General features: G+C 36.9%; 18 protein-coding genes and 4 riboswitches. Of the genes, 4 read left to right on the forward strand and 14 right to left on the reverse strand.

The genetic code is table 11. From position 1 onward, the window contains the following. Positions 1-33: 33 nt before the first annotated feature. From ACTDJC_RS17915 to ACTDJC_RS17950, 8 genes are all read right to left on the reverse strand, one after another. Positions 34-702, reverse strand: a complete 669-nt coding sequence (locus ACTDJC_RS17915; protein ID WP_098309113.1) for a methionine ABC transporter permease — start codon at positions 700-702, stop codon at positions 34-36. Then, on the reverse strand, positions 677-1,717 hold the full coding sequence (locus ACTDJC_RS17920; RefSeq protein ID WP_440604246.1) for a methionine ABC transporter ATP-binding protein: 1,041 nt from the start codon (positions 1,715-1,717) through the stop codon (positions 677-679). Before ACTDJC_RS17920 ends, ACTDJC_RS17915 begins: the two co-directional genes overlap by 26 nt. A 12-nt stretch (positions 1,718-1,729) precedes the next feature. Next, a complete protein-coding gene (locus tag ACTDJC_RS17925) occupies positions 1,730-2,542 on the reverse strand; it encodes a MetQ/NlpA family ABC transporter substrate-binding protein (protein ID WP_098309115.1) in 813 nt (270 codons plus the stop codon). Positions 2,543-2,633: 91 nt separating this feature from the next. Then, a riboswitch (SAM riboswitch) is annotated at positions 2,634-2,748 on the reverse strand. 177 nt (positions 2,749-2,925) lie between these two features. Continuing rightward, positions 2,926-4,470, reverse strand: a complete 1,545-nt coding sequence (locus tag ACTDJC_RS17930; protein ID WP_440604247.1) for an ABC-F family ATP-binding cassette domain-containing protein — start codon at positions 4,468-4,470, stop codon at positions 2,926-2,928. Between the two features lie 391 nt (positions 4,471-4,861). Next, positions 4,862-5,611 carry an ABC transporter ATP-binding protein gene (locus ACTDJC_RS17935; protein WP_098309117.1) on the reverse strand — a complete coding sequence of 250 codons (750 nt, stop codon included), beginning with the start codon at positions 5,609-5,611 and terminating at the stop codon, positions 4,862-4,864. Then, on the reverse strand, positions 5,608-6,612 hold the full coding sequence (locus ACTDJC_RS17940; protein ID WP_440604248.1) for an ABC transporter substrate-binding protein: 1,005 nt from the start codon (positions 6,610-6,612) through the stop codon (positions 5,608-5,610). Before ACTDJC_RS17940 ends, ACTDJC_RS17935 begins: the two co-directional genes overlap by 4 nt. Further along, positions 6,609-7,409 (reverse strand): ABC transporter permease, encoded by an 801-nt coding sequence (locus tag ACTDJC_RS17945; RefSeq protein ID WP_429707837.1) that lies wholly within the window; start codon positions 7,407-7,409, stop codon positions 6,609-6,611. The genes ACTDJC_RS17940 and ACTDJC_RS17945 overlap by 4 nt, the downstream gene beginning before the upstream one ends. After that, positions 7,357-7,677, reverse strand: a complete 321-nt coding sequence (locus ACTDJC_RS17950) for an MTH1187 family thiamine-binding protein (RefSeq protein WP_429707839.1) — start codon at positions 7,675-7,677, stop codon at positions 7,357-7,359. Before ACTDJC_RS17950 ends, ACTDJC_RS17945 begins: the two co-directional genes overlap by 53 nt. A gap of 107 nt (positions 7,678-7,784) precedes the next feature. Continuing rightward, positions 7,785-7,887: riboswitch (TPP riboswitch) on the reverse strand. Between the two features lie 131 nt (positions 7,888-8,018). Between ACTDJC_RS17950 and ACTDJC_RS17955 the strand changes: the two genes are divergently transcribed. Beyond that, positions 8,019-8,390 carry a cytochrome-c oxidase gene (locus ACTDJC_RS17955; RefSeq protein WP_440604249.1) on the forward strand — a complete coding sequence of 124 codons (372 nt, stop codon included), beginning with the start codon at positions 8,019-8,021 and terminating at the stop codon, positions 8,388-8,390. A 161-nt stretch (positions 8,391-8,551) separates the two neighbouring features. On the opposite strand, the gene ACTDJC_RS17960 is transcribed toward ACTDJC_RS17955, so the two are convergent. Beyond that, positions 8,552-8,656 (reverse strand): methyl-accepting chemotaxis protein, encoded by a 105-nt coding sequence (locus tag ACTDJC_RS17960; RefSeq protein WP_440604301.1) that lies wholly within the window; start codon positions 8,654-8,656, stop codon positions 8,552-8,554. 392 nt (positions 8,657-9,048) lie between these two features. Here ACTDJC_RS17960 and ACTDJC_RS17965 point away from each other — a divergent pair, with 392 nt between their 5' ends. Both ACTDJC_RS17965 and ACTDJC_RS17970 read left to right on the forward strand, forming a co-directional pair. Next, entirely contained in the window at positions 9,049-9,318 is a 270-nt protein-coding gene (locus tag ACTDJC_RS17965; RefSeq protein WP_098309122.1) for a DUF1292 domain-containing protein, read from the forward strand. A gap of 273 nt (positions 9,319-9,591) precedes the next feature. After that, a riboswitch (cyclic di-GMP riboswitch) is annotated at positions 9,592-9,678 on the reverse strand. A gap of 293 nt (positions 9,679-9,971) precedes the next feature. Beyond that, positions 9,972-11,285 carry an anaerobic C4-dicarboxylate transporter family protein gene (locus ACTDJC_RS17970; protein ID WP_098309123.1) on the forward strand — a complete coding sequence of 438 codons (1,314 nt, stop codon included), beginning with the start codon at positions 9,972-9,974 and terminating at the stop codon, positions 11,283-11,285. Between the two features lie 110 nt (positions 11,286-11,395). Here the strand turns inward: ACTDJC_RS17970 and ilvA are convergent, their stop codons facing one another. The 4 genes from ilvA to thiM form a co-directional block, all read right to left on the reverse strand. After that, positions 11,396-12,604 carry a threonine ammonia-lyase gene (gene ilvA / locus ACTDJC_RS17975; protein WP_440604250.1) on the reverse strand — a complete coding sequence of 403 codons (1,209 nt, stop codon included), beginning with the start codon at positions 12,602-12,604 and terminating at the stop codon, positions 11,396-11,398. Positions 12,605-13,026: 422 nt separating this feature from the next. Then, positions 13,027-13,416: a cupredoxin domain-containing protein gene (locus ACTDJC_RS17980; protein WP_098309125.1), complete on the reverse strand. Its 390-nt coding sequence runs from the start codon at positions 13,414-13,416 to the stop codon at positions 13,027-13,029. A 419-nt stretch (positions 13,417-13,835) separates the two neighbouring features. Continuing rightward, positions 13,836-14,498, reverse strand: coding sequence for a thiamine phosphate synthase (thiE, locus tag ACTDJC_RS17985; RefSeq protein WP_440604251.1), 663 nt, complete (start codon positions 14,496-14,498; stop codon positions 13,836-13,838). Between the two features lie 6 nt (positions 14,499-14,504). Continuing rightward, complete coding sequence (gene thiM, locus ACTDJC_RS17990) at positions 14,505-15,314, reverse strand: hydroxyethylthiazole kinase (RefSeq protein ID WP_440604252.1); 810 nt, start codon at positions 15,312-15,314, stop codon at positions 14,505-14,507. A 73-nt stretch (positions 15,315-15,387) separates the two neighbouring features. Further along, a riboswitch (TPP riboswitch) is annotated at positions 15,388-15,497 on the reverse strand. Positions 15,498-15,696: 199 nt separating this feature from the next. Between thiM and ACTDJC_RS17995 the strand changes: the two genes are divergently transcribed. Continuing rightward, positions 15,697-17,892 (forward strand): DNA topoisomerase III, encoded by a 2,196-nt coding sequence (locus tag ACTDJC_RS17995; protein WP_440604253.1) that lies wholly within the window; start codon positions 15,697-15,699, stop codon positions 17,890-17,892. A gap of 141 nt (positions 17,893-18,033) precedes the next feature. Here ACTDJC_RS17995 and ACTDJC_RS18000 read toward each other — a convergent pair whose 3' ends face one another. Continuing rightward, a complete protein-coding gene (locus tag ACTDJC_RS18000) occupies positions 18,034-20,673 on the reverse strand; it encodes a YhgE/Pip family protein (protein ID WP_440604254.1) in 2,640 nt (879 codons plus the stop codon). Positions 20,674-20,728: the final 55 nt, after the last annotated feature.

The raw sequence follows: 20,728 nt of genomic DNA on the forward strand, positions 1-20,728 counted from the left end.
TGCACAAAAGAGGCACCGTTTTTACATTTTCTATTAATCTTTTTTTAATTTTCTAGCAATCCCATTTCCAAGAGACTGCAATCCTTGTACGAGGATAATTAAAATTAGAACGGTCGCATACATCACTTCTGGTTCATAACGCAAATGCCCAAAGCGATATGCTAAATCACCAAGCCCACCTGCTCCAACAAGTCCCGCCATTGCAGTTGCACCAATTAACCCGATCGTCGCAATCGTTAAACCTAGAACTAAAGATGGCCTTGCTTCCCTAACCATCACATACCAAATTATTTTTCGAGTCGAGATTCCCATCGCTTTATAGGCTTCTAATACTCCTCGATCAACTTCAAGTAATGCTGTTTCCATAAGACGTGCAATATAAGGTGCTGTAAATACGACAAGTGGTACAATTACTCCTTTTACTCCAATTGTTGTCCCAACAATGAATTTTGTAAAAGGTAAAATAAAAAATAGTAGAATAATAAACGGAATAGACCGAATGATATTAATCACTGTATTGAGAATCGGATATATGATTTTATTCTCTAGTTGCCCGCCGGGACGTGTTAACACAAGTGCTACACCAAGCGGAAGCGCAATGATAATTGAAATAAAAAGAGCAATGCTTGTCATTTGAAATGTTTGAATCGTTGCTTCCCATATTACTTCACTCCACTCACCCAAAAAGGACTTGCTGGTCATGTTCTTTTCCGCCCCCTTCTACAATAATTCCCTGTTCTTGTAAAAATGATAATGCCCTATGTACTTCTTTTGTTTCTCCTTTCATATGAACAACTAATTTTCCATACGCCTCATGCTTCAGCTGGGTGATGTTCCCCGATAGAATATTGGGATACACATTAAAGCGCTTTGTCGCAACAGCAAGTGCTGGTTCACCAGATGAATTTCCAATAAACGATAACGTAACGATTTCACCATTCTTTTGTAATTCAACCTGTAATACGTTAGGAATTTTTGAAGCAAATGAACTGTTTACAAACTTTTTAGTTGTGTCATGCTGCGGATTCGTAAATATATCTCTTACCTTACCGCTTTCTACAATACTACCGTTTTCCATTACCGCTACGCGATCACAAATGCGCTGAATAACATTCATTTCATGCGTAATCAGTAAAATCGTAATCCCAATCTCCTCATTAATTTCTAAAAGCAAATCTAAAATAGATTCTGTTGTTTCCGGATCTAATGCACTTGTTGCTTCATCACTTAGTAATATTTCTGGTTCGTGAGATAGGGCGCGGGCAATCGCGACCCGTTGTTTTTGTCCCCCTGAAAGTTCATTCGGATACGCATCTTTTTTTTCAAACAATCCAACAATGCGCAAATATTTTTCTACCCTATTTTGAATCTCAGCCTTTGTAACTCCTGTAAGTCGAAGCGGAAGTGCTATATTTTCATATACAGTTGCTGTTTTTAATAAATTAAACCCTTGAAAAATTATGCCAATTTTTTGCCTTGCCTGTGCAAGCTCATTTGAAGATAAAGATGTTAAATCTTTTCCATTTATAAGAACATGACCAGTCGTCGGCCTTTCTAATAAATTGACGCAGCGGATTAACGTACTTTTCCCGGCACCGCTATATCCAATAACTCCAAATATTTCTCCTGTTTTCACAGTAAGCGATGTACCTTTAAGTGCTTCTACTTTCCCTTTTTCTGTTTCAAATATTTTAGATACATTCTGTAATTCAATCATGCACTTCATCCCCTACCACGATGGCAATACAGCTCCATCAAATTTTTTCTCAATAAATTCTTTCACTTCTGGTGATTGGTAAGCTTTCTTAAACTGCTTTACGACTGCATCATCTTTATTATCTGAGCGAACAACGACCCAGTTTACATATGGCGAATCTTTTCCTTCACGGAAAATAGAATCTTTTGCTGGATGTAGTTTTGCACCCATTGCAAAGTTTGTATTAATGGCAGCTGCTTGTACTTCACTTAACTGTGTTGGCAGCTGGGATGCTTCTAGTTCAACAATTTTTAAGTTTTTAGGATTCTCTACTACATCTTTCGCGGTTGCCTTCTCTTTTGCTTTTGGATCAACTTTTAATACGCCCGCTTTCTCAAATAATTTCAACGCGCGTAATTCATTTGTTGGATCATTCGGTACCGCAATTGCATCCCCTTCTTTTAAGTCCTTCACATCTTTCACTTTCTTTGAATAAATCCCCATTGGAAACGTTACTGTTGAAAATACTTCTGTTAACTTCATTTTGCGTTCTTCTTTAAATACATCTAAATATGATTTCGTTTGAAAGCTATTCAGATCAATGTCTTTTTCATCTAACGATACATTGGGCATTACATAATCATTGAACACTTTAATCTCCACTTGTAAATGATCTTTTGCAGCTACTTCTTTTACTTTCTCCAAAATTTGTTCATGCGGCCCGCCGGTTACGCCAACAGTAATTTTCTTCTCATCTAATGCCTTAGCATCTTTTGTTGAATCTAGGCTGCATGCCCCTAGTAACAATACAGCTCCGCTTACAATACTTAATAATAATTTCTTCATCTCAGTTCCTCCTTAGTTTCTATCTTTTTGACAAAATAAAAACACCTCTCTAAAGTTAAGAGAGGTGTCCTATATATAAAAGTAGCTTCCTCTCTTATCTTCCAAAACGATAATCGTTTTGCTGGAATTAGCACCTGAACTTACCGTTTCGTAAGTTTGGTTGCCGGGCTTCATCGGGCCAGTCCCTCCGCCTCTCTGGATAAGAGTATCGGTATAAAGTTGTCAAAAACTATGTACCTTATACTAAATCTTGTAAAACATTTTGTCAACATGCTTTTCTGAATTTTTTTTATTCTCGAACAATAAAGCGAAACTTCCCCCATTGGGGGGCTTACTGCTCAAAAATAGCGGGATAAAGGAGCTATACGCTCCTTTGATATCCCTTATTTTATCTCTTTGCGCCACCCCTGCACATGCCAAACTTGCGTCACCCAATCTTCATAAAAATCTGGTTCATGAGAAACTAGTAACACCGTACCTTCATATTGCATGAGGGCTTCCTTAAGCGCTTCCTTTGCTCGAATATCTAAATGATTAGTCGGTTCATCTAAAACAAGTACATTACTTTCTGTTAACATCAATTCACATAAACGTACTTTCGTTTGTTCTCCACCACTTAATGAGTAAAGCCGCTGCCCAATATGTTCTTCTGTTAAACCGCACCTTGCTAGGGCCTGCCGAATTTCTTTTTGAGTCATATCAGGTCGCAATGACCATATTTCCTCAATTGGTGTTTGTTCTGAAGCAAATTCTTCTTGTGCAAAATAAGCTGGATTTACTCGCTCTCCTATTTTCACAATACCACTTAAAGGCTGCAAATGTCCCAATAGTGTTTTTAACATTGTTGTTTTCCCAATACCGTTATAGCCGACGATGGCAATTTTTTCACCGCGCTTTACCTGTAAATCAATTGGCGGGAATAAGGGCGCTGTGTAGCCAATTTGCATATCCTTTGCCTCTAAAATCCGGCTCACAGGATTACAGTAAACATGAAACATAAAACGTGGCTGCAGTGCAGAAGTTGGTTTTCCGATTTTTTTTATTTTTTCTAATACTTTTTCGCGGCTTTTTGCCTGTTTTGCTTTACGAATTTTATTCTTTTGAATAAAGTCCTTTAACTTTCCAATTTCTCTTTGCTGCCTATCATATGCCACTTGTAATTGCTGTTTATTTTGTTCATAGTTTTTTATAAATGTTTGATAATTGCCTATATAACGTTTCATTCCTTTATGTTCTAAATGATAAATTACATTGGTAATTTCATTTAAAAACCCTTCATCATGCGAAACCACAATGTAAGCATGTTCGTAATTTTTCAAATACCCCATAAGCCATTCAATATGAACGTTATCGAGATAGTTTGTTGGTTCATCAAGTAATAAAACATGCGGTTCTTCTAATAATAATTTTCCTAATAATAGTTTTGTTCGTTGGCCGCCGCTTAGTTTTTCCACCTCACGCTCCATACCAAGTGCTAAAATCCCTAATCCCGCAGCAACTTCCTCTATTTTTGCATCAATATGATAAAAATCAGAATGCTCTAGTATACTTTGTAACTCTCCATATTGTACTAACAATTGTTCAAGGTTATCTCCTGCTGTTGCCATTTTCTCCGCTACTTGCCGCATATTATGCTCGATGTCATACAAATGTACAAAGGCACTTTGTAAATATTTCATAATGGTTGTTCCAGCTTGTAAATCAATATGTTGCTGTAAAAAACCAATATTTACATGAGGAAACCATTCAACCTTTCCCGCATCAGGAAGTAACTCTCCTGCTAATATACGCAGTAATGTGGATTTCCCTGCTCCGTTGCTCCCTACAAGGCCAACACGCTCACCTCGAAGTAAGCGAACACAAATATTTTGAAAGATTATTTTATCCCCGTACATATGGGTAACATTTTCAACTGATAACATACTCATTTTACTCTCTCCTTTTCGCCTCAAATACAAAGCCAAACGAGAGAACAGCATGATAAAAACAATATTCAATTAGCTGAACATAAAAATGGGTAAGGCGAACACACCTTACCCATTACAATTTATTATTGTAAGAAAGGAATAAGGTTCTTTATCTACTGTCTTCTGGTCGGCTTTTAATCAAAAATTGGGCAGACTTCTCCCTTATCAAGCCAAAACCATTTGAAGAACAGTTGATAAAGTCATCTTATCCTTTCACTCCTTTTGAAATCATTATTTTCTCATAATAATAGTATAAACAAAGCTCTTATATCATATTCTTCATTTTCCTTTTTGTTCCTGCACTCAAAAGAAAAAACTCTTAACAAATTAAATTTGTTAAGAGTTTTTTCGTCTATTTCCTCATATAAGGAGCCAATATTTTTAATATCTCTGTTTTATCTTCTTTTAGTTCTTCAGATGTTAACATGTCCATTGTTCTAGGTCGTGGCAAGTTCACCTTGACTTCTCCAACAATTGTTGATGGTTGCTGTGACATAATGAAGACACGATCTGATAATAAAATAGCTTCATCTAAATCATGTGTGACCATAATAATGGTTTGCTTTCCTTTTTGCCACGATTCTAGCAGCCAGCTATGAACTTCCATTTTTGTAAATGCATCTAATTTCCCAAAGGGCTCATCAAGCAGCATAATTGGTTTATCACATAAATACGTACGTAAAAAACTAACTCGTTGCCGCATTCCACCAGATAAAGCATCTGGGTAATGATTTGCATATTCATCAAGTCCAAATTGCCTTAGCGCATCCATGCCAGCTTCTAATCGTTTTCTTTTTGGCTGTCCTTCAATTTCTAAAGGTAACACAATATTATGAAGAGCAGAACGCCACGGAAGCAGAAGATCTTGCTGCGGCATATAGCTAACAATCTCCCGATTCATAACGGATTGATTTTCGTAAAGTACATCTCCCTCATTTGCTCCTTCAATTCCAGCAATAATGTTTAATAATGTACTTTTTCCGCAACCACTTGGCCCAACAAAAGAAACAAACTCTCCATCCTGAATTGAGACGTTCATATGCTCTAGCACTGTTTTCCCATCAAATGTTTTCGTAACGTCTTTTACTAGTAATCCGCTCATTTTTCGCTTGGAAGGAATTCGTTTGTAAAGGCCGCTTTCACATCAATTTTCTTTTTAATGACTTTATTGTCATATAAGAAATTCATATAATTGCTCCATACCTCTTCCTTCTGTACTCCCCACGCTTTCGCATCATCTTGATATTTCGTACTTAACCATTTTTGACTTTCTTGCACTAACTCTTTATTGATGTCAGGTACATTTTTAATTAAAATATCCGCTGCTTCTTTCGGTTCCTTAATTGCAAAGTTATAACCATCTGTTGTTGCTTTCATAAATTTCTTCACAAAGTCTTTATCTTGTTTTGCATGTTTTTCACTTGTAATAATAACAGGACTATAATAATCTAACGCCGGATCTAAATCTTTTAACATAATTGTATTCAATTCAATACCTTGTCTCTTTGCTTCAATTCCATCCCAGCCATAATAGATCCACTCAAAATCAGCATCGCGGCCAATAGATTTAAAGAAATCAGTTTGTCCAAGTACAACATTCTGTACCTTACTATAGTCAGCTTGATGCTTATCCATAATTGTTTTTAATGTCGCTTCTTCTGCCGGTGCACCCCAGCCACCATATCTTTTTCCTTCAAAATCCTTTGGTGATGTTATGTTATCTTTTTTTAGAGACGCAAACGCAGATGTATTATGTTGAATAATTGCACCAATTGATACAACTGGAATGTCTTCTACACGTGCTGTTGTTACGTTTTCTTGATAGCTTACACCAAAATCAGCTTTTCCTGATGCAACCATTTGTTCAACAGAAGTATTATCACCCGGCTGAATAATTTCTACATCTAATCCTTGTTTTTTATAGTAATCTTTCGTCTTTGCTACATATAAACCAGTATGGTTTGTATTTGGAAACCAGTCCAATACCACTGTTACTTTCTTCTCTTTACTCTCTGCTCCCTTGCCTGCTTTCTTGTCTGCTGAGCAACCTGCAAATGAAAATAGTAAAGAAGCTGCTAATAACATTTTTAACCCTTTTTTCATTTTCCCTCATCCTTCCTGTAAATCCATGGTGCTGTTAGTCTTGCCATCAATTCGACAATAAAATACAACAATAACGTCATACCAACAATAACAACGGCTATTGCAAATACACGTGCTGTTAAAAAAGATTTCGTTGCCCTTGTCAGCATTACACCTAGCCCTTCACTTGCACCAAGCCATTCTCCAATAATAGCTCCCATTACGCTATACGTAACTGCAATTTTTAATCCAGAAAAAAAGTATGGCAATACTGCTGGAAATTTCACTTTTTGATATACTTGCCACTTGCTTGCTCGCATCGTTTGAAGTAATTTCAGCATCGGTTTATCTACCGTTTGAAAACCTTCTAAAATGCTAAGCGCAATTGGAAAGAAGCATACAAGAATAACAACCATTACTTTTGGTAGCATTCCATAGCCAAACCAAATAATGAATAAAGGTGCTAGCACGACAATCGGAATCGTTTGTGAAATCACCAATAGTGGATGAATTAAGACACGGAACAACGGAATGACGTCCATAATAATTGCAATGCTCGTTCCAATTACAATCGCAAAAAATAATCCGATTAAAACTTCTTCCAGCGTCTGCACCGTATTTGGAAGTAATAAATCTTTCATTTCTATAAGTTCACTTACAATCGCAGAAGGCTTCGGTAAAATCCACGGTTCAATATGAAATACTGACACAGCCCCTTCCCATATTGCAACGAGAAAAAGAAGCCAAACCATTGTAATCGTTACGTTAGATCGTTTCTGTTTTTTCATGCTCTTCACGATACTTCCACACTTTTTCATCAATCGTTACACCTGTGCTTGGACGATAATGAATTTTAATAGAAGTAATGACTTCTTCAGCCCCATCATCTATACAAGCTTGCTGCGCACGTTTGATAATATCAAGAAGCTCATCTAATTCCCCTTCCATCGTTGTTTCCATCGCACCAACTTCATAGCGTACACCAGATTGCTGAACAACCTCAATCGCTTTATCTACAACTGCATATACATCTTTCTGCTTTGCTTGTGGTACAACTGAAAATGAAATCGTAACTTGCTGTGACATACTAAATTCCTCCTTATATTAAATAAGTTTCACGAAAAAAGAAAAGGCTTTCCTGTCATGAAGCCAGGAAAGCCTTATATTCAAGTTACCATAGAATAACATATGCTACGATTCTTGATACAACTCCCTACGCTGGCATTATCCAGATCAGGTTAAGGGTCGATGCATTGTTACATCCTCTCAGCCGCACGGGCTCCCCTGTTCCAATTCGTTTTCATTGTAGCACGGATTATTTTTGTGAACAAACAAAAATAAATTTTTCCATCTAATGATACTGTCCTCAAGTTCATCTTCATATATTCTATTGTACTCACAAATTAATATGGAAAGGTGGAAATTGTATGGGCATTCGCTTTATAAAGATTTCTTCTATTTATTTTGTCATCGGCGTCTGTATGGGGATGTATATGTCAATGTCTCTTAATTTTGCATTAAGAAGTGTACACGTTCACTTGCTGCTTCTTGGCTGGGCTTCAATGATGGCAGCTGGCATTTTATATCATATCTTTCAAGAAGCTGGTCATTCTAAACTAGGAAAAATTCACTTTTGGCTGCTTAATATTGGGCTGCCAATTATGATGATTGCACTAGCTCTTGAGATTTATGGAAATCACGCAGCTATTCCGTTTGTTGCCGGCGGTAGTATTCTTGTTGTTCTCGCTATTATTATATTTTCTATTAATATTTTTACACATATAAAAGAAAATTCATAACGACATTCTTTATAAAGTGAAACTTCCATCAGTGGGATTTTTCTCATCCCCTACCTATCTTCTTCGGATTCTTTACAATCTTGAGGTGGGGGATAACTGCCCTTTATACAAAATACAAGAAAAAGCAGAAGCGGTTAGCACTTCTGCTTTTTCTTGATATTTCAGCTTTTAAATTCTCCAATAAGCTCTCGCAGCTCATAGGCAAGCGTATTTAAACAATTTGCTAATTCTGCTACTTCTTGAACAAACATTTCTTGCTCTTTCATACTTTCTTCCACTGTCTATTCAAAACATATAATGACGAATCTAAATCTTTATTTTTTTGAGATAAGGTAGGGATAGAAGGAAGAATGTAATTACATCAATAAAGCTTAGTCTAATACATTTTTTTAATGGAACAGTGAGAGAAGTTCACAAGGGTAGTCAATAACCAAATATCCACATGCAACCCATTTCTAAAGTTGATGGGCATGTGACGAGAGCTCAAAATGTATTCATTCATATTCACAGATGATATCCTTTTAGTTGGATTTTTACGCTGAGGCAGCAAGAAATTGTTGTTCTTTGAGCATTAATTTGATATTTTATGGAAAGATATACTAGTAAGTATACGATTTGAACGTTCTATTTTTTAGAGTATAACAGGAGGAGAATGAATATGTCGGAAATTGAAGTAGGCGAAATTTTTACCCTTAGCGATGAGAGTAATGAGGAGCAGGAAGTTGAAGTGCTCGGAACGATGAATGTCGAAGGAGCAGAATACATTGCTGTTGGCTTTGTAGAAGACATTCAAACGGAAACAGAGGAAGACATTGATATCTTCTTTTTAAAAGTAGAAGAAGATAGTGAATTCTCATACATTGAGAGTGACGAGGAATTTGAAAAAGTATCTGCTGCGTTTGAGAAAATTATGGACGAGCAAGAATAATATTGGTTGGACACAAGAGGGGGATGCATATCTGCCCTCTGTTTTTGTATATAGGGGTACCGCCCCATTGCCATCAAGTCAAGAAATTCATTGTTTCCCAAAACAATAAATAAACTGGATTCCCATAGGCAACTAGGAAGAGAGAAAATTTTCGTTTTGGGGATTCTTCAAAATCTTAGCTTGATAGGTATGCGGCAGGACCCCTTACAGAAAAATAGCAAAAAAAAGAGACCAATGTATGAAAAAAGCATTGGTCTAAACCAATCCTATCAGTCCGGTAACTGGCCAGCTTAGTCCATTTCAACCTTAGCCCCTAGAGTTTTGCGACCCTATGTTTCCATAAGTTTGCCTTTCTCGATGAACGAGTTGAACGATATGGGAGTTTTATGAGAATTACACAATTCTCCGTCCACAGATTACAACATCTAAATCAAATTATATTTATATTTTTACATACAAATATAAATGTCCCAATGATTCTTTTGTAAAATAATTGTAACAAAAAGGAGTGAATCATGTTTTTGATATGCTATATAATAAAAATGGCTATTTTCAGAGATTTATTTTATTATTCATTATTTAATTTTTGAATCATTAAACAAATTAAGTTATTTGATAATAACGATTGATTATTATCTCGGAGGTACTATACTATGTTCTGGCTACAGTTTATCATCTTATTACTCTGCATTTTCATCGGTGCGCGCCTTGGAGGTATTGGCCTTGGAGTAATGGGAGGTGTTGGTATGACAATCTTTGTCTTCTTCTTCCACTTACAACCAACCTCCCCGCCAATCGATGTTATGCTTATGATTTTAGCAGTTATTACAGCCGCTGGGGCACTACAGGCTGCTGGGGGGATGGACTATCTTGTTCATATTGCAGAAAAAGCGCTCCGCAAAAACCCGAAACGTATTACGTTCTTTGCCCCAATCGTCACTTATTTATTTACGTTTTGTGCAGGGACAGGCCACGTTGCCTATTCAGTTCTTCCTGTCATTGCTGAAGTATCGCGTGAATCAGGAATTCGACCAGAGCGTCCACTGTCAATTGCTGTTATTGCATCGCAGCAAGCGATTACAGCAAGTCCAATTTCAGCAGCAACCGTTGCACTTCTCGCTATGCTTGCTGACTATCAGATTACACTATTAGATATTTTAAAAATTAGTATTCCATCTACCTTTATCGCTTGTATGTTAGCTGCTTTCGTCGCAAGCAAAATGGGAAAAGAGCTAAACGAAGATGAAGAATACTTAAAACGATTACAAGAAGGCATGATTCCAAAACTAGAAGAAAAGAAAGAATTTATTGTCCCGAAAGGTGCAAAACTGTCTGTTATCCTCTTTTTATTTGCAACAGTTCTAGTTGTTCTTCTCGGATCTTTTGAAGCGTTACGCCCTAGTTGGATGATAGACGGAAAACTTGTACGTCTTTCTATGCCAAACACCATTGAAATGGTGATGCTAACAATCGCTGCACTTATTATTATTTTTTGTAAACCAAATGTAGAAAGCATCGTGTCTGGTAACGTCTTTAAAGCAGGAGCAACAGCAGTTGTTGCGATTTTCGGCATCGCATGGATGGGAGATACGTTCTTTAACGGTAACTTACAAATGATTCAAGGTTCTATTCAAGGTCTCGTAACGAGTGCACCGTGGTTATTCGCAATTGCACTATTCGTGCTATCAATCTTGCTATATAGCCAAGCTGCAACGGTACGTGCGTTAATACCGCTTGGATTAACACTTGGCATTTCACCAGCACTATTAATTGCGATGTTCCCAGCTGTAAACGGATATTTCTTTATTCCAAACTACGGAACAATCGTTGCAGCAATTAATTTTGACCGTACAGGTACAACGCGTATCGGTAAATATGTGTTAAATCATAGCTTTATGATCCCGGGTCTTGTTGCAACAATTACATCAATCGGAATTGGAATGTTTCTCGTTTCACTGATGTTTTAATTAAGAAAGAGCTAGCCTTTACAAGGGCTAGCTCTTTTTAATCAAACGTTTGTTTAAATATTTATCCCGCGTTAACGGGCAGTAAGACCCCCACTGATGGAAGTTTCACCCTATTCAATGATTTCGATACTATATCCTTTCTTCCGCATTCCTATTAGCACTTGCTCAATATGCTCATTATCTTTCGTCTCAAGAGAAAGGTGCAGCTGCGCATAACCTGGGAATACTTTCGTTCCAATTCTCTCTAAATGAATATGAAGAACATTCGCTTCAAAATCGGTTACAATCTGTAATACTTGTTGTAGTTGCCCTGGCTTATCTTTAATCGTCGTTGAAATATGGACAAATCGGCCTGCTTCAACCATCCCGTGTTCAATAATACGAGAAATAAAATTAACATCAACATTACCACCACTTAATACAGAGACAATCTTTTTCCCTTGCTCAGGCACTTTTCCATATAACATGGCAGCTAATGAAGTAGCACCCGATCCTTCTACAAGTAATTTATTACGCTCTAATAACATAAGCATTGCCCGAGCAATCTCCATTTCATCCACACAGAAAATATCATCTACATAACGCTGCACAAGCTGAAAAGTGAGATCCCCTGGTTTTTTCACCGCAATTCCATCGGCCATCGTTGGTGTTGATTGTACCGTCACCCTTTGTTTTTCCTGCAAGGATTGCTTCATACTAGGACACGCTAGCGCCTGTACACCATATATTTTCACCGATGGCTTTTGTTCTTTAATTGCCATCGCAACGCCCGCAATTAAACCACCACCGCCAATAGGACAAATGACCGCATCAACATCATCAAGCTGATGCAATATTTCTAACCCAACTGTTCCTTGTCCAGCAATAACATCCTCGTCATCAAATGGATGGACAAATGTCGCTCCAGTTCGTTCTTTTAAATCAAGTGCATAAGCTAACGCTTCATCAAACACATTTCCTTGCAATTCTATATTAGCTCCGTAACGCTTTGTTGCAAGTACCTTACTGAGCGGCGCTCCTTTTGGCATAACAATTGTACAAGGAATGCCGAGCATATTACTAGAATAAGCAACACCTTGCGCATGATTACCAGCCGATGCTGCCACAACTCCTTTTTGTAATTCTTCTTTGCTAAGCGAAGTCATTTTATTATAAGAGCCACGTACTTTAAAGGAACCTGTCTTTTGGAGATTTTCTAGTTTTAAATACACTTCATTATGAGATAACTCGCTAAATGTACTGGAATAATCTAATGGTGTTGTATGTACAATGCCTTTCATTTTTTCATGAGCAGCTATAATATTTTGTAACGTAATCATGTCGTCGCCTCCGAAGCAGTATATTCACACACTTTAGTTTCAAACGGCACAATTTGTTTTATACAAAAAAAGAATATTGCCTTAAAATAGAGTTTGATCCAAAACACCTCACAAACTCGTATTTTACGGTAAATGAGAAGAATCCATTTTGAAAAAAAGATTGATTAAAATGGATTCTTCTTTAGCATATTTAAGTTTCAGTTTTATAAAAAAGTTTGATCATTTTTCACCTTAGGTCTTCCACAATAACGCCCGATTGTGGAAGATCTTAATTACTATGTCTTTTTGAACAAACCTACTTCTTTACTTTTTATAAGAACATCCGTTTGCAGAGGGAAGTTAGCAGTTATAATGATGTCTGGGTAATAATAAGTAAGTTACCGTTGCTTATAAAACAAGCAAGGCCCGATTGGCCCTGCTTGTTATTTGACTATTACTTTTCCATCCATTCCTTTCTGGAAATGGTACCGACATATCAGTTCATATGTACCGGGATCTTGAGGTTTCACGGTAATGGTTCTTTCTTTTCCCGGCTGGACTTCGGCGTCAATTCTGAGCTTTTCCACTGTAAAGGTGTGCTCTTTCTTACCTTGGTTTTTCAATATCAACGTTGTCGTCCTTCCAATCGGAATAGTGATGACATTCGGATTAAAGTAATCATCATTCAACTCGACCTCAATCACTTTCACTGACTCAATAGGCTGTGTTACGACGCCGGATTCGGCAAATACACTGAGTGAGCCCGGAGTTGTCACAACCACAATCATCGTAAGCAAAACGACCAATCCAGTTAACCACTTTTTCACAGACATTCGCAGTCCTTCCTTTCCTAAGCACTATTGTTTTCCAATTCATAAAATATTATCACTATAAATGGGGCTCCAACGTGCTTCAAATAGTAGCTCTTTTATCTGAAACAGTGACAAAGAAAAAAAATCGACTCTAATAACGATCTTCTGAAATCTATTCTTCTTCAATTAACCTGCACCATTAGTTTAAGTGTAATACTTCATATTCAAACAAAATATTTTCATCAGCTTCAACAATCTGGCCCGATTGTTGAATAAAAAAAATCCTGCATTTCATGCAGGATTTTTGATCAAACTTTTTTACAAACAGTACATCTTTTTTATAAACGGTACGACTTTCTTATAACCAGTACAACTTTATTTCAAACCGACAAAGAACCATTTCTTCATGTTAGAAATGATTCCTTTCATATATGAACTGATTATTTTTTTACTAACTCCGCTAATTTTTTCGTACTATTATAAGGAGAATCCGCTAAGCTAATTGCAGAAATAACGGACACCCCATCCGCACCCGCTTCAATGACAGAAGCAGCATTTTCAATTGTAATTCCACCAATGCCGACAATTGGAACTTCAACGCCACTTTCGCGGAAGAAACGTAATCCTTCCGTTCCTTGTACTGCTTTTGCATCTTTTTTCGTATTTGTTGGAAAAATCGGCCCTACCCCTAAATAATCGGCACCATTTTCAATCGCAAAACGTGCTTCTTCTATTGTATGAGCGGATACACCAATTATTTTATCACCCATTTTTTCACGTACTGTCTTAATGCCCTCATCATCTTGTCCAACATGAACGCCATCTGCATCTAATTCTAGTGCTAATTCCACATCATCATTTACGATAAATGGAACATTATACTCTTTGCACAAAGACTGAAGCTGCTTTGCAAATGCATATCGTTCTTCTCCCATTAATGCTCCTTCACCTTTTTCACGATATTGAAAGATTGTAATTCCACCATCAAGTGCTTCTTTCATGACTTGTAATGGATCTTTACAGCAATTGTTACTCCCCATAATAAAATATACTTGTAATAACTCGGACATATACTGTTTATCGATGCACGCCATTTCTCTCATCCTTTCTTAACGAACTTCTTCGACATTCCCATATTGTTCAACGTCTTTTGCAGTAACATTTGCTAACTGATTAAGAAATTCAATTTGGAAACTTCCTGGCCCTTGTTCAACTGTTTTGTTTGCCGCAATTTCTGCCGCTACACCGTAAAACGTTACCGCTGCGACTGCCGCTTTTACATAGTCCCTTTCGACTGCTGCAAATGCTCCAATCACAGATGTTAATAAACAGCCTGTTCCTGTTACTTTTGTTAAAATAGGATGACCATTACGAAGAATAAATGTTCTTTCTCCATCTGTTATAACGTCTTCTTTTCCAGTGATAACAGCAACGGTATCTAACTGCTCTGCTGCTTGTTTCGCAATTGAAACAACATCACCGTTTCCTTCCCCTGCATCAACACCTTTAATCTTCCACTTCTCATCAATAACATTTGCAATTTCCGCCGCATTGCCGCGGATAATTGCTAGTTTTGCTTCACTCGGGAGATATCTTGCAACTTCTGTTCGGTACGAAGTTGCACCAGCACCAACAGGATCAAACAAAATCGGTACATTATGCGCATTTGCTGATTTCCCAGCAATGAGCATCGCTTCTACTTCTTCCGGGCGAAGTGTTCCCATATTTAAAACAAGCGCTCCAGCAATACTTGCCATTTCAGCTACTTCTTCTTTCGCATATGCCATTACAGGCGATGCACCTAATGCAAGTAAGCCATTAGCTGTAAAATTTGTCACAACAACATTTGTAATATTATGAACGAGCGGATTTCTTTCTCGTACTGTTTCGATTACTTGTGCAATTTCTTCGATTTTCATATTTATCAATCCCCTTTTTTTATAATGGGAGATATAGCTAAAAAAGACACTTTGCGTATGCAAAGTGTCTTAATATGCGTTTTCACACTCTCCCTACGCTGGCATTATCCAACAGGTTCAAATGGTCAACGACAGATTAGCCGTACTCTCAGTTTGCATCCGCAAACTCCCATGTGTTTTATTATTCATCTAATTCAGAGTCTACTCTTATTCTATCAAAATCACAAGTTACATTTTGTTATAAAAACTCGCCCCCCTCTTAACCAATCAAAGATGTAGAGTATGTAATTAATAACAATGGATGCGAATCTTCGGAATAACTGAATCCAAAAGAGATGTATGCTATAGTTAACTTACGGAAATTCGAAAGGATGTTTTAAATATGGCAAAAAGTGTTGTAATTGCTGAAAAACCTTCTGTTGCACGTGATATTGCACGTGTATTGAAGTGTGATAAAAAAGGAAATGGTTATATTGAAGGAAATAAGTATATCGTTACTTGGGCTTTAGGGCATCTCGTTACATTAGCAGATCCAGAAAGCTATGATGTGAAATATAAAAAATGGAATCTAGAAGATCTTCCAATGCTACCTGAACGCTTAAAATTAACAGTGATTAAGCAGACCGGCAAACAGTTTAATGCTGTTAAAAGTCAACTGACTAGAAATGATGTAAATGAAATCATCGTGGCTACAGATGCAGGAAGAGAAGGAGAATTAGTCGCTCGCTGGATTATTGATAAAGTTAAAATGAATAAACCTATTAAACGTCTATGGATTTCATCTGTTACCGATAAAGCAATTAAAGATGGCTTTGCAAATTTGAAGCCTGGTAAAGCATATGACAATTTATACGCTTCAGCTGTCGCACGTTCTGAAGCCGACTGGTATATCGGTCTTAACGCAACACGCGCATTAACTACACGATTCAATGCGCAACTAAATTGCGGTCGTGTCCAAACACCTACTGTGGCAATCATTGCAGGGCGTGAAGACGAAATTAAAAACTTCAAAGCGCAAACATACTACGGTGTCGAAGCCCAAACAACAGACAAGTTAAAATTGACTTGGCAAGATGCAAAAGGCAATAGCCGTAGCTTCGATAAAGAAAAAATCGATACGATTGTGAAAAAACTAGGCAAACAAAATGCCACTGTCGTGGAAATTGAGAAAAAACCTAAAAAATCATTTGCTCCTGGTCTTTATGACTTAACAGAACTACAACGTGATGCGAATAAAATCTTTGGCTATTCTGCAAAAGAAACGTTAAATATTATGCAGAAACTATATGAGCAGCACAAGGTATTAACGTACCCTCGTACAGATTCACGCTATATCTCATCCGACATTGTAGGAACACTTCCAGAACGTTTGAAAGCGTGTGGAGTAGGAGAATATCGTTCTTTAGCTAATAAGGTCTTAAATAAACCAATAAAAGCTTCTAAATCGTTTGTTGATGATAGTAAAGTAAGTGATCACCATGCGATCATTCCAACAGAAAGTTATGTAAACTTCTCCGCCTTCTCAGATAAAGAACGCAAAATTTATGATTTAGTTGTAAAACGTTTCTTAGCAGTTTTATTCCCAGCTTTCGAATACGAACAACTAACGTTACGAGCAAAAATTAGTGATGAAAACTTCGTCGCACGCGGCAAAACAATTCTTAATTCTGGTTGGAAAGAAGTATACGAACATCGCTTTGAAGATGACGAGACAGTAGACGATTTAAAAGAACAAATCTTACCTCGCATTGAAAAAGGCGATACATTAAACGTAAAACTAATTGCACAAACATCAGGTCAAACAAAGCCACCTGCACGTTTTAATGAAGCAACATTACTTTCAGCAATGGAAAATCCCACAAAGTACATGGGCACGCAAAATAAACAACTTGCAGACACGTTAAAATCAACTGGTGGACTAGGTACTGTTGCTACACGCGCGGATATTATTGATAAATTATTCAATTCGTTCTTAATCGAAAAGCGTGGCAAAGACATTCACATTACATCAAAAGGCCGTCAGTTACTTGATTTAGTGCCAGAAGAATTAAAATCCCCTGCACTAACTGCTGAATGGGAGCAAAAACTTGAGGCAATTGCGAAGGGTAAATTGAAAAAAGATGTATTCATTTCAGAAATGAAAAACTACACAAAAGAAATTGTTTCCGAAATTAAATCGAGCGATAAAAAATATAAGCACGATAACATTTCAACAAAAACGTGCCCAGACTGCGGTAAACCGATGCTAGAAGTAAACGGCAAAAAAGGCAAAATGCTTGTGTGCCAAGATCGTGAATGCGGCCATCGAAAAAATGTATCCCGCACTACAAATGCACGCTGCCCTCAGTGTAAGAAAAAACTAGAACTTCGAGGTGAAGGAGAAGGTCAAATCTTCGCATGTAAATGCGGCTATCGTGAAAAGCTTTCTTCATTCCAAGAACGCCGTAAGAAAGAATCTCATGGAAAAATGGATAAACGCTCTGTACAAAAATACTTAAAACAACAACAAAAACAAGAACAAGAAGAACCTTTAAATAATGCGTTCGCAGAAGCATTAAAAGGGTTGAAATTTGATTAAACCCATACTTAAGGGGCTATTCATAAAGATTAAATATCTTTATGAATAGCCCCTTTATCAAATTTTATATGGTACCTTGTCTATATGTAGATTTGTAATAAACAAAAGGTTCCCACCATAACTGGCAGGAACCTTTTTCTATTAGTGAATTAACTTACTTCCTTTTGCATTTTCTACAAACTTACTGCTCGACTTATTAATTGGCTTTTTCAAGAACAGCGCCATAACAAGCATAACAACGACCCATATACACAATGCGAGAAGATCTTTCCATACAATATCCCACAGCATACCGCCAACTGTCTCGCGAATCAGGCTAATCGCATACGTAAACGGTAAAAACGGATAAAGAGCTTGGAAGAATTTCGGCGTCATCTGAATTGGGAATGTTCCACCTGAACCGGCAACTTGTAGTACGAGTAAAATGACCGCAAATGACTTCCCGACGTTTCCAAATACAGAAACGAGCGAGTAAACAATACAGACGAATACCCCACTAATCAACATACTAAATAGAACAAACCAGAATTTATCTACTACATAAGTACCGAGCAAGAACATATCGCCCATTGCTACGATAAACGCCTGTGCAAGGCCAACCGTTAAGAACGTTAAAAAACGACCAAAGTAAATGTGATAACTTCTATACTCCGCATCTTCCTCATGTACTTCTACCGTTAACAATGAAACCATAAGTAATGCCCCTACCCATAACGCTAACACTGTATAAAACGGCGACATCGCTGAACCGTAGTTCGGTATTGGGTATAATTTGTTCTCTTTTAAGTTTACTGGGTTTGCGAAGAAATCACTTTGTTTTTCTACGTCATGTTTTAACAAGCGAATGATGTCATTTAAATCTTCTTGTGATTTAAAATCGCGAATTTTATTAGCAATGTCTGTAATTTTCTTCTGTGCATCAGGAAGTTCAGCTTTTATCTTTTCAACTTCATCTTTGCCAAGAGTTAAACCTTTCGATGCATCTTCTAATACTTTTTTCACATCAGGAAGACTTTTATTTGCTTCACTTAAGATTTTTGATGTATCTTTTGACATTTGTTTCGTACGTTCAATAGCATCGTTGAAACTTGGAACAATTTCGGAATCATACTTTCCTAAAATGTCACCTAATGCCGCTGAAGCACTTTTAGATGCAGCATTTATACCATCAACTACATCCTTTGCAGGTTTCTGACCTTTATTCATTGCATCTAATGCTAAATTTGCCCCGTTGATTCCTTTTTGGAAATCGCCTTTTACTTTGTTCAATTGATTAATTGTATTTGGTATATTTGTTGTTTTATTTAAATCTCCAGCAATTTTATCTACATCATTTAATACAGGAATAATCCCATCTATCAATTGGATCCCAGTTGTTAAACTTGCTTTTAAAGAATTCAATCCGTTTTTCGCTGGGTCTAAATTTACGCCTGGTTGTTTTAATTGATCCAAATCAGGCCATGTTCCTAAAATACTGTCGATAATAGCAATTCCATCTTTAGCCGCTTGATCTAGTGCATTAATCGCATCTTGCGATGGCTGTTGCCCTTGATCTATAGCCTTAATCATATTATCAATCTTCTTACTTGTATTATCTAATACCGTTTTTAAACCTTTCAGTCGGTCAATATTATCATTGAAGATTGTTGTATTAAATGTTTCATTAAGAGTTTGTAATAACGAAATGATTGAATCCACTTGTTTACTTCTAAAATCAATTTGATTTTTAATGATTTGAAGATCTTGTTTTGTCTTTTCAGGATCACTGACATTATTTTGTTTTAGAGCATCTGCCAGTTGTTGTGTAGATACTAATACTTGTCGAGTAGATGCTAAAAAGCTTTTTACAGTTTTTGATGATTCGGTTAATGTTTGTTCATTAATATTTGCTAAATCTAAATTCCCTGCTGGATTTTTCAAGAACTCTGTAATTTGTACAGCACCATCTGCAGACTGTTTTAGAAATGTTAGATTGTTTTTTATTGCTTCTGGTGCAGCTTCTAACGTTTTCGTATTCTGTGCAAAAAAGGCATCTAAATCCTTCGTCATTTCTTGTCCATCTCGAATGACATTCTCAACCGTCGGCAATGTTGCTTGTGCTGTTTTCACAAGTTTTTGTGCTGTATCAGCATCCGTTAATGCTGTATCAACTAAATTGTTAATCTCTGGAAACTGCGCTTCTAATTTAAAAACAAGTTCTGTTACTTTTTCAATACTTGGCAAATTCGTTTCTAAATCAATCCCAAGTTCATTAAAAATTTTAAAAATCTCACCGTTTGCTGTTTTTACGAAGTTTTTACCTATTTCCTGTACAACACCTGATGCACCTGATGACGTAATCTTTGGTGCAATAGCATTGACTTTTTCATTCACATAATATTGAAGCTCTGGTTTTTGCGGATTATCACTTAATACCGTTGCAATTTTTTCGGAGAAATCTTTTGGGATGGTAATACTCGCGTAATAATCACCATGCTTTACACCATCTATGGCCTGCTTCTCATCAACGAACTTCCAACCAAGGTTTTTGTCCTTTTTTAAAGAATCAACAACCTCTTTCCCTATATTAATATCTTTCCCGCGTAAAGTTGTACCAGTGTCTTCATTAGATACTGCAATAGGAACATCTTTCGTATTTCCATAAGGATCCCACGAGGCTTCAATATTAAACCACGCGTATAGCGATGGTAAAATGGTAAGCCCCAGTATGATAACAATTGCAGCCCAATGTTTTGCCACATTCCGTATGTCTGTCGTATAAATACGCCATATTTGTCTCATATTTTTAATCACCTAATCATATGTTTTTTCTTTTTCCCAAATTCATACATACATT

Source organism: Bacillus sp. GB_SG_008, assembly GCF_052038115.1.
GTDB lineage: Bacteria > Bacillota > Bacilli > Bacillales > Bacillaceae_G > Bacillus_A > Bacillus_A rhizoplanae.

Bases quoted from the DNA above. Each gene is read 5' to 3' on its own strand.
- ACTDJC_RS18000 (WP_440604254.1), bottom strand. From the start codon at position 20,673: ATGAGACAAATATGGCGTATTTATACGACAGACATACGGAATGTGGCA.
- ACTDJC_RS17935 (WP_098309117.1), bottom strand. From the start codon at position 5,611: ATGAGCGGATTACTAGTAAAAGACGTTACGAAAACATTTGATGGGAAA.
- ACTDJC_RS17955 (WP_440604249.1), top strand. From the start codon at position 8,019: ATGGGCATTCGCTTTATAAAGATTTCTTCTATTTATTTTGTCATCGGC.
- ACTDJC_RS17945 (WP_429707837.1), bottom strand. From the start codon at position 7,409: ATGAAAAAGTGTGGAAGTATCGTGAAGAGCATGAAAAAACAGAAACGA.
- ACTDJC_RS17925 (WP_098309115.1), bottom strand. From the start codon at position 2,542: ATGAAGAAATTATTATTAAGTATTGTAAGCGGAGCTGTATTGTTACTA.
- ACTDJC_RS17915 (WP_098309113.1), bottom strand. From the start codon at position 702: ATGACCAGCAAGTCCTTTTTGGGTGAGTGGAGTGAAGTAATATGGGAA.
- ACTDJC_RS17995 (WP_440604253.1), top strand. From the start codon at position 15,697: ATGGCAAAAAGTGTTGTAATTGCTGAAAAACCTTCTGTTGCACGTGAT.
- ACTDJC_RS17950 (WP_429707839.1), bottom strand. From the start codon at position 7,677: ATGTCACAGCAAGTTACGATTTCATTTTCAGTTGTACCACAAGCAAAG.
- ACTDJC_RS17940 (WP_440604248.1), bottom strand. From the start codon at position 6,612: ATGAAAAAAGGGTTAAAAATGTTATTAGCAGCTTCTTTACTATTTTCA.
- ilvA (WP_440604250.1), bottom strand. From the start codon at position 12,604: ATGATTACGTTACAAAATATTATAGCTGCTCATGAAAAAATGAAAGGC.
- ACTDJC_RS17920 (WP_440604246.1), bottom strand. From the start codon at position 1,717: ATGATTGAATTACAGAATGTATCTAAAATATTTGAAACAGAAAAAGGG.
- ACTDJC_RS17965 (WP_098309122.1), top strand. From the start codon at position 9,049: ATGTCGGAAATTGAAGTAGGCGAAATTTTTACCCTTAGCGATGAGAGT.
- ACTDJC_RS17980 (WP_098309125.1), bottom strand. From the start codon at position 13,416: ATGTCTGTGAAAAAGTGGTTAACTGGATTGGTCGTTTTGCTTACGATG.
- thiE (WP_440604251.1), bottom strand. From the start codon at position 14,498: ATGAGAGAAATGGCGTGCATCGATAAACAGTATATGTCCGAGTTATTA.
- ACTDJC_RS17970 (WP_098309123.1), top strand. From the start codon at position 9,972: ATGTTCTGGCTACAGTTTATCATCTTATTACTCTGCATTTTCATCGGT.
- thiM (WP_440604252.1), bottom strand. From the start codon at position 15,314: ATGAAAATCGAAGAAATTGCACAAGTAATCGAAACAGTACGAGAAAGA.
- ACTDJC_RS17960 (WP_440604301.1), bottom strand. From the start codon at position 8,656: ATGAAAGAGCAAGAAATGTTTGTTCAAGAAGTAGCAGAATTAGCAAAT.
- ACTDJC_RS17930 (WP_440604247.1), bottom strand. From the start codon at position 4,470: ATGAGTATGTTATCAGTTGAAAATGTTACCCATATGTACGGGGATAAA.